The 18,512-nt window shown below is 61.2% G+C and carries 14 protein-coding genes; 4 read left to right on the top strand and 10 right to left on the bottom strand.

The features are described 5' to 3' along the window. Window positions 1-117: 117 nt before the first annotated feature. The 6 genes from RR51_RS12675 to RR51_RS12650 all read right to left on the bottom strand — a co-directional run bounded on the left by RR51_RS12675 (window position 118) and on the right by RR51_RS12650 (window position 10,845). Window positions 118-1,035: a glutamate/aspartate ABC transporter substrate-binding protein gene (locus RR51_RS12675; protein ID WP_015271573.1), complete on the bottom strand. Its 918-nt coding sequence runs from the start codon at window positions 1,033-1,035 to the stop codon at window positions 118-120. 322 nt (window positions 1,036-1,357) lie between these two features. Then, entirely contained in the window at window positions 1,358-5,506 is a 4,149-nt protein-coding gene (locus tag RR51_RS12670) for an NEL-type E3 ubiquitin ligase domain-containing protein (protein WP_039613715.1), read from the bottom strand. 119 nt (window positions 5,507-5,625) lie between these two features. Next, complete coding sequence (gene glpD / locus RR51_RS12665; RefSeq protein ID WP_024087667.1) at window positions 5,626-7,158, bottom strand: glycerol-3-phosphate dehydrogenase; 1,533 nt, start codon at window positions 7,156-7,158, stop codon at window positions 5,626-5,628. A 252-nt stretch (window positions 7,159-7,410) separates the two neighbouring features. Then, window positions 7,411-8,166, bottom strand: a complete 756-nt coding sequence (gene glpR / locus RR51_RS12660) for a DNA-binding transcriptional repressor GlpR (RefSeq protein WP_013973965.1) — start codon at window positions 8,164-8,166, stop codon at window positions 7,411-7,413. A gap of 276 nt (window positions 8,167-8,442) precedes the next feature. Next, the gene (glpK, locus tag RR51_RS12655) at window positions 8,443-9,942 is read right to left on the bottom strand and encodes a glycerol kinase GlpK (protein WP_015271569.1); all 1,500 of its coding nucleotides are present in this window, start codon (window positions 9,940-9,942) and stop codon (window positions 8,443-8,445) included. A gap of 51 nt (window positions 9,943-9,993) precedes the next feature. Continuing rightward, window positions 9,994-10,845, bottom strand: a complete 852-nt coding sequence (locus tag RR51_RS12650) for an MIP/aquaporin family protein (protein ID WP_039613714.1) — start codon at window positions 10,843-10,845, stop codon at window positions 9,994-9,996. A gap of 302 nt (window positions 10,846-11,147) precedes the next feature. Between RR51_RS12650 and ybaK the strand changes: the two genes are divergently transcribed. Further along, the gene (gene ybaK, locus RR51_RS12645) at window positions 11,148-11,618 is read left to right on the top strand and encodes a Cys-tRNA(Pro) deacylase (RefSeq protein WP_013973962.1); all 471 of its coding nucleotides are present in this window, start codon (window positions 11,148-11,150) and stop codon (window positions 11,616-11,618) included. Between the two features lie 121 nt (window positions 11,619-11,739). On the opposite strand, the gene RR51_RS12640 is transcribed toward ybaK, so the two are convergent. After that, window positions 11,740-12,849 (bottom strand): ABC transporter ATP-binding protein, encoded by a 1,110-nt coding sequence (locus RR51_RS12640; protein WP_023661843.1) that lies wholly within the window; start codon window positions 12,847-12,849, stop codon window positions 11,740-11,742. Continuing rightward, window positions 12,846-13,766 (bottom strand): ornithine carbamoyltransferase, encoded by a 921-nt coding sequence (argF, locus tag RR51_RS12635; protein WP_013973960.1) that lies wholly within the window; start codon window positions 13,764-13,766, stop codon window positions 12,846-12,848. Before argF ends, RR51_RS12640 begins: the two co-directional genes overlap by 4 nt. 397 nt (window positions 13,767-14,163) lie before the next feature. On the opposite strand from argF, the gene RR51_RS12630 reads away from it, so the two are divergent. Together RR51_RS12630 and grxD are read left to right on the top strand one after the other, a co-directional pair. Then, window positions 14,164-16,272, top strand: a complete 2,109-nt coding sequence (locus RR51_RS12630; protein WP_039613790.1) for a molybdopterin oxidoreductase family protein — start codon at window positions 14,164-14,166, stop codon at window positions 16,270-16,272. 91 nt (window positions 16,273-16,363) lie between these two features. Continuing rightward, window positions 16,364-16,699, top strand: coding sequence for a Grx4 family monothiol glutaredoxin (gene grxD, locus RR51_RS12625; protein ID WP_003254949.1), 336 nt, complete (start codon window positions 16,364-16,366; stop codon window positions 16,697-16,699). A gap of 57 nt (window positions 16,700-16,756) precedes the next feature. On the opposite strand, the gene bfr is transcribed toward grxD, so the two are convergent. Continuing rightward, a complete protein-coding gene (gene bfr, locus RR51_RS12620) occupies window positions 16,757-17,230 on the bottom strand; it encodes a bacterioferritin (RefSeq protein WP_003258014.1) in 474 nt (157 codons plus the stop codon). A gap of 201 nt (window positions 17,231-17,431) precedes the next feature. Next, entirely contained in the window at window positions 17,432-17,650 is a 219-nt protein-coding gene (locus RR51_RS12615; protein ID WP_003254947.1) for a bacterioferritin-associated ferredoxin, read from the bottom strand. 224 nt (window positions 17,651-17,874) lie between these two features. Here RR51_RS12615 and RR51_RS12610 point away from each other — a divergent pair, with 224 nt between their 5' ends. Next, window positions 17,875-18,477, top strand: coding sequence for a peroxiredoxin (locus RR51_RS12610; protein ID WP_003254945.1), 603 nt, complete (start codon window positions 17,875-17,877; stop codon window positions 18,475-18,477). Window positions 18,478-18,512 lie beyond the last annotated feature (35 nt).

The raw sequence follows: 18,512 nt of genomic DNA, 5'->3' as shown, positions 1-18,512 counted from the left end.
TTCACGGGCACCTTCCAACATCCGAGGGCATAAGCCCTCGGATGAAAGGTTAGACACTAACGGGTGGCCTGCAGGTTTAATTCGCGCTTTGCAGCGCAACAGGCCATGGGCTGGTGGTCAGGACTTTTTCTCGTCCGCAGCCTTGTCGGTCGGCTCGGCGATCAGTTTCTTCAGCTCGTCGCTCATCGGGAACTGCAGGTTCAGGCCCTTTGGCGGGATTGGCTGCTGGAACCACTTGTCGTAGCTCTTGTTGACTTCGCCCGACTTGAAGTAGCCGACGATGGCGTCATCGACCGCTTTCTTGAAGGCCGCGTCATCCTTGCGCACCATGCAGCCGTAGATTTCGTACGATTGCGGGGTACCGGTGATGACCCAGTCCGACGGTTTGCGAGCCTTGGCCATTTCGCCGGCGAGCAGGGCGTCGTCCATCATGAAGGCCACGGCGCGGCCGCTTTCGAGCATGTTGAAGGCTTCACCGTGGTCCTTGGCGGAAATCACGTTCATCTTCATCTGCTTGTCGGCGTTCATCGCCTTGAGGATGCGCTCGGAGGTGGTACCTGCGGTGGTCACCACGTTCTTGCCGGCCAGGTCCGGGAAGTCCTTGTATGCCGGCTGACCGTCCTTGACCTTGGTCAACAGGCGGGTACCGACTTCGAAGATACCGACCGAGAAGCCGACCTGCTGCTGGCGCTCGACGTTGTTGGTGGTGGAGCCGCACTCGAGGTCCACGGTGCCGTTCTGCACCAGCGGGATGCGGGTCTGGGAGGTGACGAGGTTGTAGCGGACCTTGATGTCCGTGCCCAGCTGCTTCTTCAGGGCGTCGACGACAGCCAGCTGGATGTCATGCGAGTAGCCCACGGGCTCGGGCTTGCCGGCCAGGTAGGAAAACGGGATGGAGGAGTCGCGGTGGCCCAGGGTGATGGTGCCCGACTCCTTGATCTTCTTCAGGGTGCCGGTCAGTTCTTCGGCCATGGCCGGCGAAGCGATCACGGCGGCCGCGATGGCGGCGCCCAGCAATTGACGAACGATGCGCATCAAATTTTCCTCGACGTGTTTGTTTTTTTTATGGAGCCGTTGGCGGACTCTTCGTTCAACGAATACAGAAATAAACGATTGCATTCGGCTACCAAGTGTAGAGCATGAGTCGTGCCAAGCTCTGGCATTGATCATAACGCCTCGAATTCATTGGGAATCAACCTTTTGCTTTCATCGTGTGACGGTAAGTTTCATTCGCCATACCGAATGAATAGCGGTTAATCGTTCGGAAATCCGAACGGATTTGCCAGCCCTGCATCGCAATGCACGAGCGATCAGGACCGCTGCCATGCAGCGCCTGATCGCAGCGCTGCCAGCCTGGTCAGTGGGGCATGAGCCGCTCTTTCGGCGTCTGGTTCCAGCGCGCCCAGGCCTCGGTAGTGAGGGTGCGTATCAGCACTGACTCCTCGGCGGCAAGTTCGCGCATCAAAACCCTGGCCTGGTCTTCATAGCCCGCTTCCTGGCCGGCCACGGCCCGTGCCTCGAGCGCTTCCATTCGCTCGTAATAAGGCCTTGCGGTCGCCTCGAAACGGTCAGCATAGGTTTCTCGCAGGTAGTTCTGCCAGTAAGGGCGGCCTGCAAGCGCGTCCAGCATCGACAAGGTGCTGTAGCTTTGCAGTACTTCTATTTCTGCTGCGTTCAGATCCCGCGTTGTCACGTGGGCGAATGATGCGAAGTGCATCTCATCCGGTGGTGCTGGCAAGTCGAGTGGCCCTGTCAGCCGCAGGCGATAGAAAAGCCGAACTTCGATTTCATCTACTCTGCGTCCTGCTTCGCGCATGGCCTGGATGTGCCGGTTGGCAATATCGTCAAGCAGGTCCAGGCGGTGCAGCTGGCCGCCCAGATACAGCAGGTGGCTCTCTCTCATTTCCGCTGGCACCCCTTCGATGCCCTGGAAGGCCAGCACGCCCACTTCCATCTGGTTGAGCAGCAGCAACAGGCGGTCCTCGCAGGTACGCGGCCCGTCGGCCTCGCGAAACAACTGCTCGCGTAACGCTTCATTGTTTTCGCAGGCTTCGAGGATGTGCCAGAGACGGCGTCGATAATGCCGCGGATGGGCCTCGAAGTCTTCGCTCTGGGCAAAGTCGGCCAGGAATCTGAACAGGCCTCCAGAGCCCGGCTCCTCGCTCAGGCGGTCCCAGGCTGCCTCCCGTTCTGCACGGAGGAGCTCGTTTCTGGACGCTACCCAGGTTGCACGGGTTTCCTCATCTATTGGCTCGTGGGCATACGACGCGCTGCCTCGGGCGCCTGTTTCGCTGGCACCCTGTGCTTCGTCCAGATACTCGATGCTGCCTTCGCTCAACGGATTGTCATGCAGGTTCAGCCTTTGCAGGCGCAGGCGCAAGCCGCGCATCTCGCGCTGCAACTCGCTGATTCTGTTGTCGCGCAAGTCGATATGGGCGCGTAGCGCTACGCTCTGGTGGACCAGGCCAATATCCGCCTGGCCCGTTGCTCGCAAGCGCAGGTCCCGCACATGTGGCAAGGCCGAGAGGTCGGGCATGCCGTTGAGGGGGTTGTAATTGAGTATCAGGGTATCCAGCCGCTGCAACTGAGCCAGGCGGCTGCTACCTGCTGCGTCCATCGCAATCAGGTTGTTGCTCAGGTTCAAGCGCCGTAGCTGGCTGAGGCCCTCGATGCCCTCGGGAACCAATGTCAGCCGGTTGCCGCTCAGGTCCAGGTCCACGACGTTGGGGAACAGCCTCAGGAAGCGCGCATCGATCTGCTGCAGGCGCATGTTGCGTAACGTCAGCCGGCGCACGTGTCGGTATTCCACACCCTCCGGCAGGTCTGGCAAGGCATCGATGTGCTCGCCGTCTATGGTCAGTTCATATTGGTCGTTGCCGTCCACCAGTTTGCGCCGCCAACTGCGGCGAAGGGTATCGGCTACCCGGCGTCTGCGAATGGCGTCGATCGGAGATTGCCAACCGGCCTGCCAGACCCGAAGTGTTTCGCGCAGGTCGGCGAGCTGGCGTTGCAGCGTCTGGTAATGGTCCCACAAGCTCTCCCCGCGCTGGCGGACTGCTTCGAGGTAAGCGTCCAGTTGCAGTTCGGAGAGTGTGGGGAATATTTGATGGATCCCTCGGCGAATAGCGCTTTGGCTGCTTTCACCACCGCCGCTGAGTGTATAGGCCAGCCTGCCGTCGGCGAAACGCCGGGGCGGCCTGACAGTTGCGCGGATGCCGGGCAGGTCGAGCAGGCCAGCCGTGGTGTCGCGATCCTGTTCGGCTGCCATGGCCAGTTTGTCGCGCAGTTCCCTGAACTGCAGGTTGCGGTTCCCCAACCGGGTTTTCTGCTCGTCGTCCAGGCACTGCAGGAGCGCTGCCAGCAAGGACTTGCCCTGGGTTTCTTCGCCAGCCAGGGCGTAGCCTTGCTCATTTTTGACAATGGTGCGTACCTTCTGCGCGGTCTCGCTCTGGCTGGCGAATATCTGTAATCCCTCCAGGCCGCCGTGGCGTAATTCGACCCGTACTGAGTCTGGCCACGGGGCTTCCCGCTCGATGAGGCGTAGCGCCAGTATTTCGCTATCGGTGTTGGTCAGGTTCTGTAGGCGCAAGCCGAGACAAGCTCGGTCGATACGGCTGGCATGTTCATACCATCGTGCATGTTGCGCCATGCTCAGTGGTATCCGCCCGGAAGCATGCAACTGTTCTATCTGGGCGCTACTGCAGTGGTCGATGACTTCCTGGGCGCCCCTTGGCGACAGCCCCCGAAAGGCGCCGATCAGCTTGGCCTGGTCGATGGATAGCGGTGTTTGCCATGCCTGAAGTTTCTGCTCGAAGGCCAGCCCTTTCAGGGTCGGATCCTGCTGGTGCAGCTTGATCCGGTCGTGGATGTCTAGCAGCCGCGCGGGTGGTGGAGCGTTCTCCAGGCAAAGTCGGCGCAGCTGGTCCACGGACAGGCCTGTGACCTGCAGAAGCATCCGGCCATGGTCTGACAACGTGTCGGCAAAGTGCTCCCCTTGCAGGCCTTCCAATAATACCGAGACATCTTCCTCGGCAGGCAGGTAGCGGAGGTTTCTGGTCAGCCTTACGCCGCGGCCGGGCAACACAGTTGGCGCAAGCCTGTCGACAAAAGGTGTTCGTCCCAGCGTATGCAGCGCACCTGCAGTCAGGCCTGTGGTCGCCAAACCTTGGGCTACGTTGAACAAGTGGTCCAATGCACCTTGGCGATCACCTAGCTGCCAGTCCTGGTAGCCTTCGTAGACTTCATCGAGCAATTGCGCCGCGCTGACGACCAGCAGCAGGTCTCCCAATACCGGTACGACCAGAGCTGCCAGCCCCAGCAGGTCCAACCCGGCGCTGAGCATGCCCTGCAAGCGCTGATGTCTGCTCAGGCGGTCTTCGACGTCCGTGGGCACAGCCAGGTAGGCTGCATCATCGAACATTCGTCCGAGCAAAAGCGCTCGTACATGAGCGAACACATCCCCCTCTATGGGCAGGTTTCGCCCGTCGAGCTGCAGTTTCTTTGCTCCAGGCGACGCTACCAGCCGTTGTGCAAGTTCCTTGTCGAAAGCGCTTGTGTCCCGCGCCTTGATGAAACGCTTGAAAAACCTGCGGAATGGCTGCTGTTTGAGGCGAGTGGCCAGGTCGCTGTACACATCGTTCCAACTGTCGTAGAAGCACAGGCTTTGCCCGGGGGCATCGGGTATCCAGACGATGATCTCGTCGATGTCGGCAGCCAAGGCAGGGCGCCATTCGAGAGTGATTACCCCCGTCACGCACTTGCCGAGCAGATAGAGTTGGCGAGGTGTCAGCGTGCCTTTGCCATAGGGTGCGAGCGCAGGGGTTTCCAGCATCGACCGCAGCCGAAGCAAATCCCGCTCATCCAGTTGCCGCTTGAACCTGGCCTCGTAAACCGCTGCTTGCATGCGCGTTCGTACGCCGGTTTCAAACAGGTGCCTTATTGTCGTGCGCGCCTGATCGCCCGGCTGGCCCCGCCCAGCCTTGGGTTCGAGCACTGTCTTGAGCAGCACCTGATACTTCCCGCCCAGATCCAGCGAGCGGCACAGGCGAACGAATTGCTCGAAGGTCATGGCCAGCTTTTCGCCTTTCTCGTTTTCCAGATGCGCTTTACGCAACAGCCACGGTTCAGCTTCGTGTGCTTCGAAGTTATGCAGGGCGGCAGCCAGCAGGGTTTGTCGTGTGCTATGGATTACGGTCGGCTTGTAGAAATGCTCTGCGGCCGAAGGTAGTTGGAACTCTTCGCTCACGACCACGTGACCCCGTCGCGCGTCGATATGCCCCACTCTCTGCTCACGCAGCGCGCGTTCGAGCAGGGGCAGGGCGAAGTCTTCGAGGCGAGGGATTCTTTCGAGCAGATGGCGAAGCCTGTCCGCTGCCTGTTGTTGTGCAACCAAGGCCTTGCCGTAGGCTTGCAGGTGCGTTGTGTCGGCGCTGGTCAACCAGTCAGGCAGTTGCTGGGCGATCAGGGCGTCGACTGAATAGGACGGGTTGTATTCGGTGGGTGGCACGTGATGTTCTCCGGGGTTTTAAAGACCCCAGAGCATCACGCCGATAATGTGGTTTGGCGGTAGTTACTGCTACGCCGAATGGCCCGCTTGCGCCTGGCGCGTATGGGCGGGCCAGCGAGTCACGCTGCCTGGGTGCGCGCCTGCTGCTCTCGTTGCAGGTAGTCTGCAAGCACCTGTTGTTCGCCCGCGCTGGTGAACAGGCCCAGCTTGGTGCGGCGCCAGAGAATGTCTTCAGCGCTGCAGGCCCATTCGTTGCTGGCGAGGTAGTCCACCTCTCGAGCGAACAACCCACCACCAATTGCCTGGCCCAGGTCTTCCGGCCCTTGCACGCCCTCCAGCAGCTGCCATACACGGCTGCCATAGGTCAGCACCCAGCGCCTGGCGATATCGACCGGCAACCAGCCACAGCGCGCCAGCACCGCATCTACCAGAGCCTGCACCGTGGTCATTTGCTCACCACCAGGTAGCGGTGCGCCAGCGGTCCAGCTGCCGCGCATCTGTGGGAAGTGCGGCTTGAGCTCGGCCATCGCCGATTCGGCCAGTTTGCGGTAGGTGGTCAGCTTGCCACCGAATACCGACAGCAACGGCGCCTGCCCTTCACTGGCGGACAGCGCCAGGGTGTAGTCGCGGGTGACCGCGGACGGATTGTCCGATTCGTCGTTGCACAGTGGGCGCACGCCGGAATAGGTGTGCACGATGTCGCTGCGGCTGATCTGGTGGTTGAAGTGAGCGTTGACCACCTTGAGCAGATAATCGGTTTCCTGCTCGGTGATCGCGACTTTGGCGGGGTCGCCGCTGTACTCGCGATCGGTGGTGCCGATCAGCGTGAAACGCTCCAGGTACGGGATGCAGAAGACGATACGCTGGTCCTCGTTCTGCAGGATGTAGGCATGTTCGCCTTCGTACATGCGCGGCACGATGATGTGGCTGCCCTGGATCAGGCGGATGCCGTAGGGGGCATCGAGCTTGAGGTCATCCTTGATGAAGCTGGCCACCCACGGCCCGGCGGCATTGACCAGGGCGCGGGCGCGAATGGTCTGCAGGCGGCCGTCAGCGTGCTGCAACTCCACCTGCCACAGGCCATCCACACGCTCCGCACGCAGGCAGCGGGTACGGGTATGGATATGGGCACCTTTTTCCCGTGCGGCCATCGCATTCAGCACTACCAGGCGGGCGTCGTCCACCGCGCAGTCGGCATATTCGAAACCACGGCTGATCGCAGGCTTGAGCGGGTAGCCCGGGCCGAAGCGCAGGCTGCGCGAAGCACCCAGGCGCTTGCGCTTGCCCAGGTGATCGTAGAGGAACAGGCCGGCGCGAATCATCCAGGCAGGGCGCAAGTGCGGGCGGTGCGGCAGCACGAAGCGCATCGGCTTGACGATGTGCGGGGCTTTGGCCAGCAGCACTTCGCGCTCGGCCAGTGCTTCACGCACCAGGCGGAATTCGTAGTGCTCCAGGTAGCGCAGGCCGCCGTGGATCAGTTTGCTGCTGGCCGACGAGGTGTGCTGGGCCAGGTCGTCCTTTTCGCAGAGGAATACCTTGAGGCCACGCCCGGCGGCGTCGGCAGCGATGCCCACGCCATTGATGCCGCCGCCGATCACGGCGAGGTCATAGCAGTCGGCGACTGGGGGCTGGGACGAAACGGGCTGGGACACGGGCAAGGCCTCCTGGTGCTGTTCACATCGAATATGAACATTGATGTTCGTTTTCGAAAATACTAGCGCAACAGAAAGCTGGTCGCCAGTCAGTCTTTATAGAAAAAACTGATCAGATGACAATGAAATGAACATTTACGAAAGTTTTGGATGATCGGTTTGAAAGGTATCGCGCCTGTAAGATTGAGCGCGGCGCGGGCGACGCTCGATCTCACAGGCGCGACAAACCTTGCGGCATGCGCCTGTCAGCCCTCAAACCACCTCAAGCCGGATCTTGTACTGGTTCAGCAGCTGGGTGAGGGCGGCGGTTGGCGCCTGGTCGGTCACCAGGCAGTCGACCAGGCTGATCGAGCCCATGCGCACCATGGCGTTGCGCCCGAACTTGCTGGAGTCGGCGGCAAGGATCACTTGTCGGGCATTGGCGATGATTGCCTGGGATACCCGCACTTCCTGGTAATCGAAATCGAGCAGGCTGCCATCTTCGTCGATGCCGCTGATGCCCACCAGGGCGAAGTCGACCTTGAACTGGTTGATGAAGTCGACACTGGCCTGGCCGACGACGCCGCCATCACGGCGCACCGTGCCACCTGCCACCAGCACTTCGAAATCGTCCTTGGCGGCTAGGATCGCAGCTACGTGCAGGTTGTTGGTGATGACTTTCAGGTGGTTGTGGTTGAGCAGCGCCCGGGCGATGGATTCGGTGGTGGTGCCGATGTTGATGAACAGCGAGGCATGGTCGGGAATCTGCCGGGCCACGGCTTCGGCGATGCGTTGCTTTTCGTCGCGCATCTGGTCGGCGCGCATGGCGTAGGCGGTGTTCTCGATGCTCGAGTCGTAAGCTGCACCGCCGTGGTAACGGCGCAAAAGGTTGAGCTCGGCAAGCTGGTTGATATCTCGGCGGATAGTCTGCGGAGTGACGACGAACAACTGCGCCATTTCTTCGATACTGACGTAACCGCGTTCGCGCACCAGTTCGAGGATTTGTTGTTGGCGAGGGGGCAGATTCATGGGCGGTCCTTTGGGGCTGCCGGACAAATGCTGCAATGATGCCGTAGGACGCGGACTACGACCAGTAGACTATCGGGGCGGCCGCGGGGACAAATGCCCTGCATCGATTCTGTGGCCTGCGCTGGCGCTTTTTTGTAGGAGCGGCCTTGTGTCGCGAAAGGGCCGCGAAGCGGCCCCAGCAACATTTGCAATGACACGAAAATCCTGGGGCCGCTTTGCGGCCCTTTCGCGACACAAGGCCGCTCCTACACGTGGTGTAGCGCCTGTCAGGTAGGATCAGGCCTCGTGATCTTCCCAGTCACGGGTACGATCGACTGCCTTCTTCCAGCCTGCGTACAGCTTCTCTTTCTGCGTTTCATCCAGCTGCGGGCTGAACTCACGCTCGATGATCGCCTTGTCGCGCAGTTCGTCCAGGCCGCTCCAGAAGCCACAGGCCAGGCCTGCCAGGTAGGCCGCTCCCAGCGCCGTGGTTTCGCGCATCTTCGGCCGCTCCACGCAGGTGCCGAGGATGTCGGCCTGGAACTGCATGAGGAAGTTGTTGGCCACTGCACCGCCGTCCACGCGCAGCTCGGACAGGCGCTGGCCGCAATCCTGCTGCATGGCATCAAGCACGTCGCGAGTCTGGTAGGCGATGGATTCCAGCGCGGCGCGGATGATGTGGTCCACCTTCACGCCACGGGTCAGGCCGAACAGTGCGCCACGGGCATACGGGTCCCAGTACGGGGCACCCAGGCCGGTGAAGGCAGGCACCAGGTATACGCCGTTGCTGTCCTTGACCTTGCTGGCGAAGTATTCGGTATCCAGTGCGTCGTTGACGATCTTCAGTTCGTCACGCAGCCACTGCACGGTGGAACCACCATTGAACACTGCGCCCTCCAGCGCATAGGCCACTTCACCACGCGGGCCGCAGGCGATGGTGGTGAGCAGGCCATGGGACGACTTCACCGCCTGGTCACCGGTGTTCATCAGCAGGAAGCAGCCGGTGCCATAGGTGTTCTTGGCCTGGCCCGGTTCCACGCACATCTGGCCGAACAGTGCCGATTGCTGATCACCGGCGATACCGGCAATGGCGATACCGCTCTTGGTATGGCCGTAGACCTCGGAGGAAGGGCGTACCTCGGGCAGCATCTGCCGTGGGATGCCGAGGATTTCCAGGAGCTTGTCGTCCCACTGCAGGCTGTGGATGTTGAACATCAGCGTGCGCGAGGCGTTGGTGTAATCGGTGACATGCACCTTGCCGCCGGAGAACTTCCAGATCAGCCAGGTATCGATGGTGCCGAACAGCAGCTCGCCGCGCTCGGCGCGTTCGCGGGCACCCTCGACATTGTCGAGGATCCACTTCAGTTTGGTGCCGGAGAAGTATGGGTCGGTGACCAGGCCGGTGGTTTCGCGAATGTAGTCTTCATGGCCGTCGCGCTTGAGCTGGGCGCAGATCTCGGTGCTGCGGCGGCACTGCCAGACGATGGCGTTGTACACCGGGCGGCCGGTTTCCTTGTCCCACACCACGGTGGTTTCACGTTGGTTGGTGATACCCAGTGCGGCGACCTGGGCGTGGCTGATGCCCGCCTGGGCCAAGGCCTCGACCATGGTCGCGCTCTGCGTGGCAAAGATTTCCATCGGGTCGTGCTCGACCCAGCCCGCCTGCGGGTAGTGCTGGGCGAACTCGCGCTGGGAGGTCCCCACCACATTGGCGTCGCGGTCGAAAATAATGGCCCGCGAACTGGTGGTGCCCTGGTCCAGGGCGATGATGTAGTTCTTATCCTGGGTGTCTGTCATGGTCGTAGGCCTTGCGAAAATAGGGGGTCAGGGCTGGGCGTGATGCCGGCGTCAGTTGACTTGAGTATCGCGCTGGCGATTGTCATTTGTCTCAGGGTTCACGGCGGCTGCCATTGGCAGGTTGCGTGCGATCAGGCCGCGATAGGTCGCGGCACCCAGGCAGGCGCCAAGGATCGGTGCGAACACCGGAACCAGGAAATAAGGCATGTCCCGACCGCCAGTGAAGGCGATTTCGCCCCAACCGGCCAGGAAGGTCATGAGTTTTGGCCCGAAATCGCGGGCCGGGTTCATGGCAAAGCCGGTCAACGGGCCCATGGCGCTGCCGATAACCGCGATCAGCAGGCCGATCAGCAGCGGGGCCATGGCACCGCGCGGCAGGCCGTTGTTGTCGTCGGTCAGGGCCATGATCACGGCCATCAGGATGGCGGTGATGATCACCTCGACCAGAAACGCCTGGCCGGTGGACAGCGATGGGTGCGGATAGGTGGAGAAGACCGAGGCCAGTTCCAGGCTGGCTTCGCTACCGCGCAACATGGCGTGGGCCTGTTCGAAATCGAAGAACAGGTTGCTGTACAGGGTGTAGACCAACGCTGCGCCACAGAACGCGCCGCATACCTGGGCCAGCATGTAGAAGGGCAGCTTGCGCTTGTCGAAGCCGGCGAACAGGGTGAGGGCGATGCTCACCGCGGGGTTCAGGTGCGCGCCGGAAATACCGGCGGTGAGGTAGATCGCCATGCTGACGCCCACGCCCCAGATGATACTGATTTCCCAAAGGCCGAAGCTTGCGCCCGCGACTTTGAGCGCGGCGACGCAGCCGGTACCGAAAAAGATGAGCAGTGCAGTGCCCAGGAACTCGGCCAGGCATTGGCTGGAAAGCGTGGGTTGGCGTAGAGCAGTCGTCATGTATGACCTCGTTTTTTTTGTTGTGAGGCGCGTGGCGCTCGACAGCAAAGCCCGGAGTCTATCCCCGTTGACCCGGGCAGGTGTTGGAAATGCACCTTAAAAGTGCACCATTTTATTCAGAAACGAAAAAATATAGACAAGAAACGCTGATGTCAAAGGTCGAAAGTGAACGGTCGGTCACGATCTGGATGCTGATTTCAGATGCGGATCCGCGTACTAGAGCCGCGCAATTGCGGTGCGCTGGCTGCGGTGTGGGAATTGTCCTAAAGTAGCCGCCGAGCTGTCCCGACCGGAGCCCCCGCATGACCCCCGCCCTAGACCTGTTGAAGAAACACCGTGCCGAGCATCGTGTGCACAGTTACGAACATGATCCCAAATCGGCGTCATATGGCCTGGAAGCGGCGGAGAAACTCGGTCTCGACCCGCAGCAGGTATTCAAGACCTTGCTGGCGAGCAGCGAGAAAGGTGAGTTGCTGGTAGCAGTGGTGCCTGTGGTGGGTACGCTCGACCTCAAGGCCCTGGCCCAGGCTGCCGGGGTGAAAAAGTGCGAGATGGCCGACCCGGCGTCGGCGCAGCGAGCCACGGGGTACCTGGTGGGCGGGATCAGCCCGCTGGGGCAGAAGAAGCGCCTGCGCACCTTCATCGATGACTCGGCGCAGAACTTTGCAACCATCCATGTCAGCGCCGGGCGGCGTGGGCTGGAGGTGGAGTTGGCGGCGGTGGTGCTGGCTGAGCACACTCAGGGCAAGTTCGCCGGGATTGGTCGGGGCTGAGATTTCTGGGGCTGCTTTGCAGCCCATCGCGGCACAAGGCCGCTCCTACAGGGGGAATACGTACCCTTGTAGGAGCGGCCTTGTGCCGCGATGGGCCGCAGAGCGGCCCCAAAATTTCGAATCAGGTCGCCGAGCTGTACCGGCGAACGCCGTTGTCCTGCCGCGGCAACTGCGCCGCCACGCTGCCCGGCACCGGGAACAGCACCAGGTGATCGGCCTTGACCGCAATCCCCACATCCTCACCGACCTGACGGTCGTCATGGCTAGGGAAGATCGCCTCAAGCTGGCTGCCGGTCGGCAATTGCAGGCGGTACAGGGTCGATGCCCCAAGGAAGCTCTTGCCGACGATGTTCGCCTGCAGCGCACTGCCCGGTGCGTGGACGATATCGTCAGGGCGCAGCAGCACATCCACCGAGCTGCCCGGCGCCATGATGTAGGCACGGTTGCCGCGTAATTCACCCAGCTCGGTATTGACCGCCTCGTGGCTGATCATCTGCCCACGGATGAAATACCCCTGGCCAATGAAGCTGGCCACGAACGGCGTCTGCGGCTCGTGGTAAAGGTTGTAGGGCGTGTCCCACTGCTCCAGGCGGCCTTCCTTGAACACGCCAACCTGGTCGCTGACGGCAAAGGCTTCTTCCTGGTCATGGGTCACCAGAATGGCACTGGTGCCGCGGCTCTTGAGAATGTCGCGAACCTCATGGCTCAGGCGTCGGCGCAGCTCTACGTCGAGGTTGGAAAATGGCTCGTCGAGCAGCAGCAGTTGCGGCTCCGGTGCCAGTGCACGGGCCAGGGCGACCCGTTGCTGCTGGCCGCCGGACAGTTCATGCGGATAGCGCCCGCCCAGACCGCCCAGCTTGACCAGCTCGAGCATCTCTTCGATGACCTCGGCCTGGCGGGGGTGCTTGGCGATGCCGAAGGCAACGTTCTGCGCCACGGTCAGGTGCGGGAACAGCGCGTAATCCTGGAACACCATGCCGATGCGGCGTTTTTCCGGGGCCAGTGTGAAACCGGCCCGGGAAATGACTTCGCCAGCCAACTGGATCTCGCCATCGTGCACGGGTTCGAAACCGGCGATGGCGCGCAGGGTGGTGGTCTTGCCGCAACCGGATGAACCCAGCAGGCAACCGATGTCGCCTGCGTTCAGGTGCAGATTGAGGTTCTGAACGATGCGCTGGTCGCCATAGCCGCAGGCGAGGTTGCGCAGGTTGAGCAGTAGGGGTTGACTCATGCGTGGTGGTAAGCCGGTTCTACAAGGAATTCGAGAAGGGCCTTCTGTGCATGCAGGCGGTTTTCAGCCTGGTCCCAGGCGACCGAACGTGGGTCGTCGAGCAGGTCATGGCTGATTTCCTCACCACGGTGGGCTGGCAGGCAGTGCATGAACAGGGCGTCGGGTGCCGCCAGGTCGAGCAGTTCGCGGGTGACCTGGTAAGGCGCGAAATGCGCCAGGCGCCGTGCAGTTTCCTCCTCCTGGCCCATGGAAGTCCAGACATCCGTGGTTACCAGATGGGCGCCGCGCACGGCTTCCTTCGGGTCACGCACGATCTGCACGTGGTCACCACCAATGGCCATGAAGCGTGGGTCCGGCTCGTAGCCTTCCGGGCAGGCAATGCGCAGCTGGAAGTCGAACTGCCTGGCTGCCTCGATGTACGAGTTGCACATGTTGAAGCCATCGCCGATCCAGGCCACGGTCTTGCCCTGGATCGAGCCGCGATGTTCGAGGAAGGTCTGCATGTCGGCCAGCAGCTGGCACGGGTGCGACTCGTCGGACAGCGCGTTGATCACCGGCACACGCGAGTTGGCGGCGAATTCGGTCAGGGTGCTGTGGGCGTGGGTACGGATCATCACCACGTCGAGCATGCTCGACAGCACGATGGCGCTATCGCCGATCGGCTCGCCACGGCCCAGCTGGGTGTCGCGTGGGGACAGGAAGATGGCCTGGCCGCCGAGCTGGATCATGCCGGCCTCGAACGACACGCGGGTACGGGTCGAGGATTTTTCGAAGATCATGCCCAGCACGCGGTTCTTCAGGGGCTCGAACAGCACGCCTCGCTTGCGCAGGTCCTTCAGCTCGATGCCGCGGCGGATCACACCGAGCAATTCGTCGGTGGTGAAGTCCAGCAGGGAGAGAAAGTGCCTAGCGCTCATGATTGACTACCTTATCTGCAACGGTATGCAGGTCGACCGTATGGTTTTTTTTGACAACGGGAGTGACCTGCGGCGTAAGCCGCACGGGGGCGGACGAAATAGGGAAAGGCGCAATACTATAAGTAAATGTCGCCTGAAGCCAAGAGGGGAAACAGCTGCCCAGTACCAAAGGGTGTTGCAAAGGGTGTCTTTTCCCGACGGGCAGTGCTGTTTTTTATTTGCTACAGAGGGTTGTACACGGCTTGCCGGCAATTTGGCAAATGGCTGTCGCAAATCGTGTGCCTGATGTCGGTGGATTCACGCCGCGAAGGGCGCTGGCCGGTGGCGGGGGCTGGGCGCATAGTCGATGTTCGACAACCTTCTACACATCCTCCACAACAACAAGGCAGAGGCGGCCATGACCAAGACCCTGCATCACCGTGCCTGTCACCTGTGCGAAGCGATCTGTGGGCTGAACATTGAAGTCAGCCATGACGACGATGGGCGGGCGCTGATCAGTTCGATCAAGGGCGACCCCCAGGACCCGTTCAGCCGCGGCCATGTCTGCCCAAAGGCCGTGGCCCTGCAGGACATCCAGAACGACCCCGACCGCCTGCGCCAACCGCACAGGCGGGTGGGCGAGCACTGGCATGCCATCGGCTGGGACGAGGCCTTTGCCCTGGCCGCCGACAGGCTGTGGGCGATCCAGCAGGCTCATGGGCGCAATGCCGTGGCGGTGTACCAAGGCAACCCGAGCGTGCACAACTACGGCCTGATGACCCACAGCAACTACTTCCTGGGCCTGCTGAAAACCCGCAACCGCTTCTCTGCCACCTCGGTGGACCAGTTGCCGCAGCACCTGGTCAGCCACCTGATGTACGGCCATGGCCTGCTGCTGCCGATCCCGGACATCGACCAGACCGGTTTCATGCTGATCCTCGGCGGCAACCCGCTGGCCTCCAACGGCAGCATCATGACCGTGCCGGACGTGGAAAAACGCCTGAAAGCCCTGCAGGCCCGTGGTGGGCGCCTGGTGGTGGTGGACCCGCGGCGCAGCGAAACGGCGGCGATGGCCGACAGTCACCTGTTCATACGCCCCGGAGGGGATGCCGCCTTGTTGTGTGGCTTGCTCAATACCCTGTTCGCTGAAGGCCTGGCGCGCGGCTCGCACTTGCCGGTCGTCGGCCTGCAGCAGGTGCGCGAAGCGATCGCGCCGTTCAGCGCGGAGGCCATGAGCGCGCACTGTGGCATTGCCGCGACAGACATTCGCCAGCTGGCAAGGGACTTTGCCGCGGCCGACAGGGCGGTGTGCTACGGCCGCATGGGGGTTTCGACCCAAGCCTACGGCACCCTTTGCCACTGGCTGGTGCAACTGATCAACCTGGTGACCGGCAACCTTGACCGTGAAGGCGGCGCGTTGTGCACCGAGCCTGCCGTCGACCTGGTGGCGACCACCTCGGGTGGCCATTTCAACGCCTGGCAGAGCCGGGTGTCGGGCTTGCCCGAGTACGGCGGCGAACTGCCCGTGGCGGCCTTGGCCGAGGAAATGCTGACACCCGGCGAAGGGCAGGTGCGCGCGCTGGTGACGGTGGCTGGCAACCCCGTGCTCTCAACGCCCAATGGCCGCCAGCTGGATGTGGCGCTGGACGGGTTGGAGTTCATGCTCAGCATTGACCTGTACATCAACGAAACCACCCGCCATGCCGACCTGATCCTGCCCTCTACCTCGGCGCTGGAAAACGACCATTACGACAGCACATTCAACTTGCTGGCTGTGCGCAACGTGACCCGCTTCAACCGGGCGATCCTGGCCAAGCCCGAAGGGGCATTGCATGACTGGGAAATTTTTGTCGGACTGGCACAAGCGTTCGCCAAACGCGCCGAGCTGGAATTGAAGCCGACCTTGGCACCAGCGAAGATGATCGACCTGGCCCTGCGCAAGGGGCGTTATGGTGACGCGACACCCTGGCAGCTGTCGCTGGCAGTGCTGGACGAGCACCCGCATGGCCTCGACCTGGGGCCATTGCGCGCCAACCTCGCTGCGCGCCTGACGACTGCCAGCAAGGCCGTTGAAGCGGCGCCCCAGGTGCTGCTGGATGACTTGGGGCGACTGGCGCAACAGGCCCCTCCGGTGCCGGGCGAACTGCTGCTGATCGGCCGTCGCCATGTACGCAGCAACAATTCATGGATGCACAACTTTCATCGACTGGTGAAAGGCAAACCGCGCCATCAGTTGTTGATGCATCCGCAGGACCTGCAGCATCGTCAGTTGCAGGACGGCCAGCGAGTTCGTATCCGCTCGCGTACCGGGGATCTTGAAGTCGAGGTTCAGGCCTGCGATGACATGATGCCCGGTGTAGTCAGCCTGCCCCATGGCTTCGGTCACTCTCGTCAAGGCGTGCACATGCAGACCGCCCAGGCGCAACCTGGCGTAAGCGCCAACGACCTCACCGATGAGCGCCTGCGTGATCAGGTTTCCGGCAACGCCGCCCTCAATGGCGTACCCGTGCAGGTAGAGGCCGCGTAAGGAACGGTAAGGCCGAGCATGCTGCTCGGCTTTCCGTTACAATGCGTCACCGTGCCGACGACCGCGTCGGAAAGTTCAGCCGAGGTGCTACATGGATATCATCGAAACGATCAAAGAGCAGATTGCCAACAACACCATTCTGCTTTACATGAAAGGCTCGCCGAATGCCCCGCAGTGTGGCTTCTCTGCGCGTGCATCGCAGGCCGTGATGGGTTGTGGCGAGAAGTTCGCCTACGTCGACATCCTGCAGAACCCGGAAATCCGTGCGAACCTGCCAAAATACGCCAACTGGCCGACCTTCCCGCAGCTGTGGGTAGCCGGTGAACTGGTCGGCGGCAGCGATATCATGCTGGAAATGTTCGAGAAGGGTGAGCTGCAGACCCTGATCAAGGAAGCGGCTGCCAAGGCCAAGGCTTCCGAGGCCTGATTTTTCGGCAAGCATGAAAAAACCCGCTGATCGCGGGTTTTTTCATGGGGCGAATATTTATTCTTCGCCCATCTGCGACTGCAGGTAGTTCTCGATACCAATCTTGTCGATCAGCCCCAGCTGGGTTTCCAGCCAGTCGATGTGCTCTTCCTCGGACTCGAGGATATCTTCGAGCATGTCACGCGAGCCAAAGTCGCCAGCGGTTTCGCAATGGGCGATGGCCGCTTTCAGGTCGACCAGGCCTTTCTGTTCGATCTTCAGGTCGCATTCGAGCATCTCTTTGGTGTGCTCGCCAATCAGCAGCTTGCCCAGGTCCTGAACGTTGGGGATGCCTTCGAGGAAGAGAATACGCTTGATCAGTTTGTCAGCGTGCTTCATCTCGTCGATGGATTCCTTGTACTCGTGCTTGCCGAGTTTGTTCAGGCCCCAATCTTCGTACATGCGTGCGTGCAGGAAGTACTGGTTGATCGCGACCAGCTCGTTTCCGAGGATCTTGTTGAGATGCTGGATGACGCTTACGTCGCCTTTCATGTCGGGTTCCTGCCCTGTAGAAGTGTGCCAATACAGTGAAGTTTGAGCCCGATACTTAGGTGTGTCAAACCTAAGTTCTTGAATAATAAGTGAAAATTAATGGAAATAAGAATGTTTGTGAACCGCGTTGGAGCGCTAACTTGTTGAATTGCGGGCATAAAAAAACCGGACACAAGGTCCGGTTCTTCGAATTCTTTGTTTTCAGGCTGCGGTAAATTCCACGGGGTAGGGCAGGGCTGCCTGGCTGACCTGGAGCTCGGTCAGGGTCTCGCGGACCACCTGCTTGGCCACGCAGGCACATTTGCCGCACTGGCTGGCGACGTTGGTGGCGGCTCGCACTTCCTTGTAGCTGCAGCATCCTTCATAGATCGCATCGCGGATCTGTCCGTCGGTAACGCCGACACAAAGACACACATACATAAAGGCTGACCATCGTTGGTGGGCTCGATGGGGTGGAGCTTAATGTTAATGAGAATGCTTGTCAAAGGAGTTTCTGAAAGGGCCGTGCTTGAGCGACCGGCGGTTGCTTCGTCGTTGGAGTCGGCCTGTCACCAGAAGCCGTGTATGATGGACGGCCTTTGTTGGATGTCGGGCAAGCCCGTCTGGCCCGGCAAACGGTTTTTCACCCTCATCAGGAGATTACAATGAGCGTACTCGTTGGTAAGAAAGCCCCCGATTTCACCGTTCCGGCCGTGCTGGGCAATGGCGAGATCGTCGACAGCTTCAACCTGGCTTCGGCCATCAAGGGCAAGTACGGCCTGGTGTTCTTCTACCCGCTGGACTTCACCTTCGTCTGCCCGTCCGAGCTGATCGCCCTGGACAACCGCATCCCTGACTTCCAGGCGCGCAACGTGGAAGTGATCGGCGTGTCGATCGACTCGCACTTCACCCACAACGCCTGGCGTAACACCCCGGTCAACAACGGCGGTATCGGCCAGGTCAAGTACACCCTGGCTGCCGACATGACCCACGAAATCTGCAAGGCCTACGACGTCGAGTCCGAAGGCGGCGTAGCCTTCCGTGGCGCCTTCCTGATCGACACCAACGGTGTTGTTCGTTCGCAGATCGTCAACGACCTGCCACTGGGCCGCAACATGGACGAGCTGCTGCGCCTGGTCGACGCCCTGCAGTTCCACGAAGAGCACGGCGAAGTCTGCCCTGCCAACTGGAAAAAAGGCGACAAAGGCATGAACGCTTCGCCGGAAGGCGTTGCTGCCTACCTGAGCGAGAACGCTGGCAAGCTGTAATTGCCGCGTGCATGAAAAAACCGGCCCTTGTGGCT

It is taken from the genome of Pseudomonas sp. C5pp (assembly GCF_000814065.1).
In the GTDB taxonomy this organism is placed as follows: domain Bacteria; phylum Pseudomonadota; class Gammaproteobacteria; order Pseudomonadales; family Pseudomonadaceae; genus Aquipseudomonas; species Aquipseudomonas asiatica.
This window is presented reverse-complemented; position numbering and strand designations above follow the sequence as displayed.

What these genes read in the sequence shown, in the direction of transcription:
- grxD (WP_003254949.1), top strand. Translation starts at nt 16,364, where the DNA reads ATGGATATCATCGAAACGATCAAAGAGCAGATTGCCAACAACACCATT.
- RR51_RS12675 (WP_015271573.1), bottom strand. Translation starts at nt 1,035, where the DNA reads ATGCGCATCGTTCGTCAATTGCTGGGCGCCGCCATCGCGGCCGCCGTG.
- ybaK (WP_013973962.1), top strand. Translation starts at nt 11,148, where the DNA reads ATGACCCCCGCCCTAGACCTGTTGAAGAAACACCGTGCCGAGCATCGT.
- RR51_RS12640 (WP_023661843.1), bottom strand. Translation starts at nt 12,849, where the DNA reads ATGAGTCAACCCCTACTGCTCAACCTGCGCAACCTCGCCTGCGGCTAT.
- RR51_RS12610 (WP_003254945.1), top strand. Translation starts at nt 17,875, where the DNA reads ATGAGCGTACTCGTTGGTAAGAAAGCCCCCGATTTCACCGTTCCGGCC.
- glpR (WP_013973965.1), bottom strand. Translation starts at nt 8,166, where the DNA reads ATGAATCTGCCCCCTCGCCAACAACAAATCCTCGAACTGGTGCGCGAA.
- RR51_RS12650 (WP_039613714.1), bottom strand. Translation starts at nt 10,845, where the DNA reads ATGACGACTGCTCTACGCCAACCCACGCTTTCCAGCCAATGCCTGGCC.
- RR51_RS12630 (WP_039613790.1), top strand. Translation starts at nt 14,164, where the DNA reads ATGACCAAGACCCTGCATCACCGTGCCTGTCACCTGTGCGAAGCGATC.
- argF (WP_013973960.1), bottom strand. Translation starts at nt 13,766, where the DNA reads ATGAGCGCTAGGCACTTTCTCTCCCTGCTGGACTTCACCACCGACGAA.
- RR51_RS12615 (WP_003254947.1), bottom strand. Translation starts at nt 17,650, where the DNA reads ATGTATGTGTGTCTTTGTGTCGGCGTTACCGACGGACAGATCCGCGAT.
- bfr (WP_003258014.1), bottom strand. Translation starts at nt 17,230, where the DNA reads ATGAAAGGCGACGTAAGCGTCATCCAGCATCTCAACAAGATCCTCGGA.
- glpK (WP_015271569.1), bottom strand. Translation starts at nt 9,942, where the DNA reads ATGACAGACACCCAGGATAAGAACTACATCATCGCCCTGGACCAGGGC.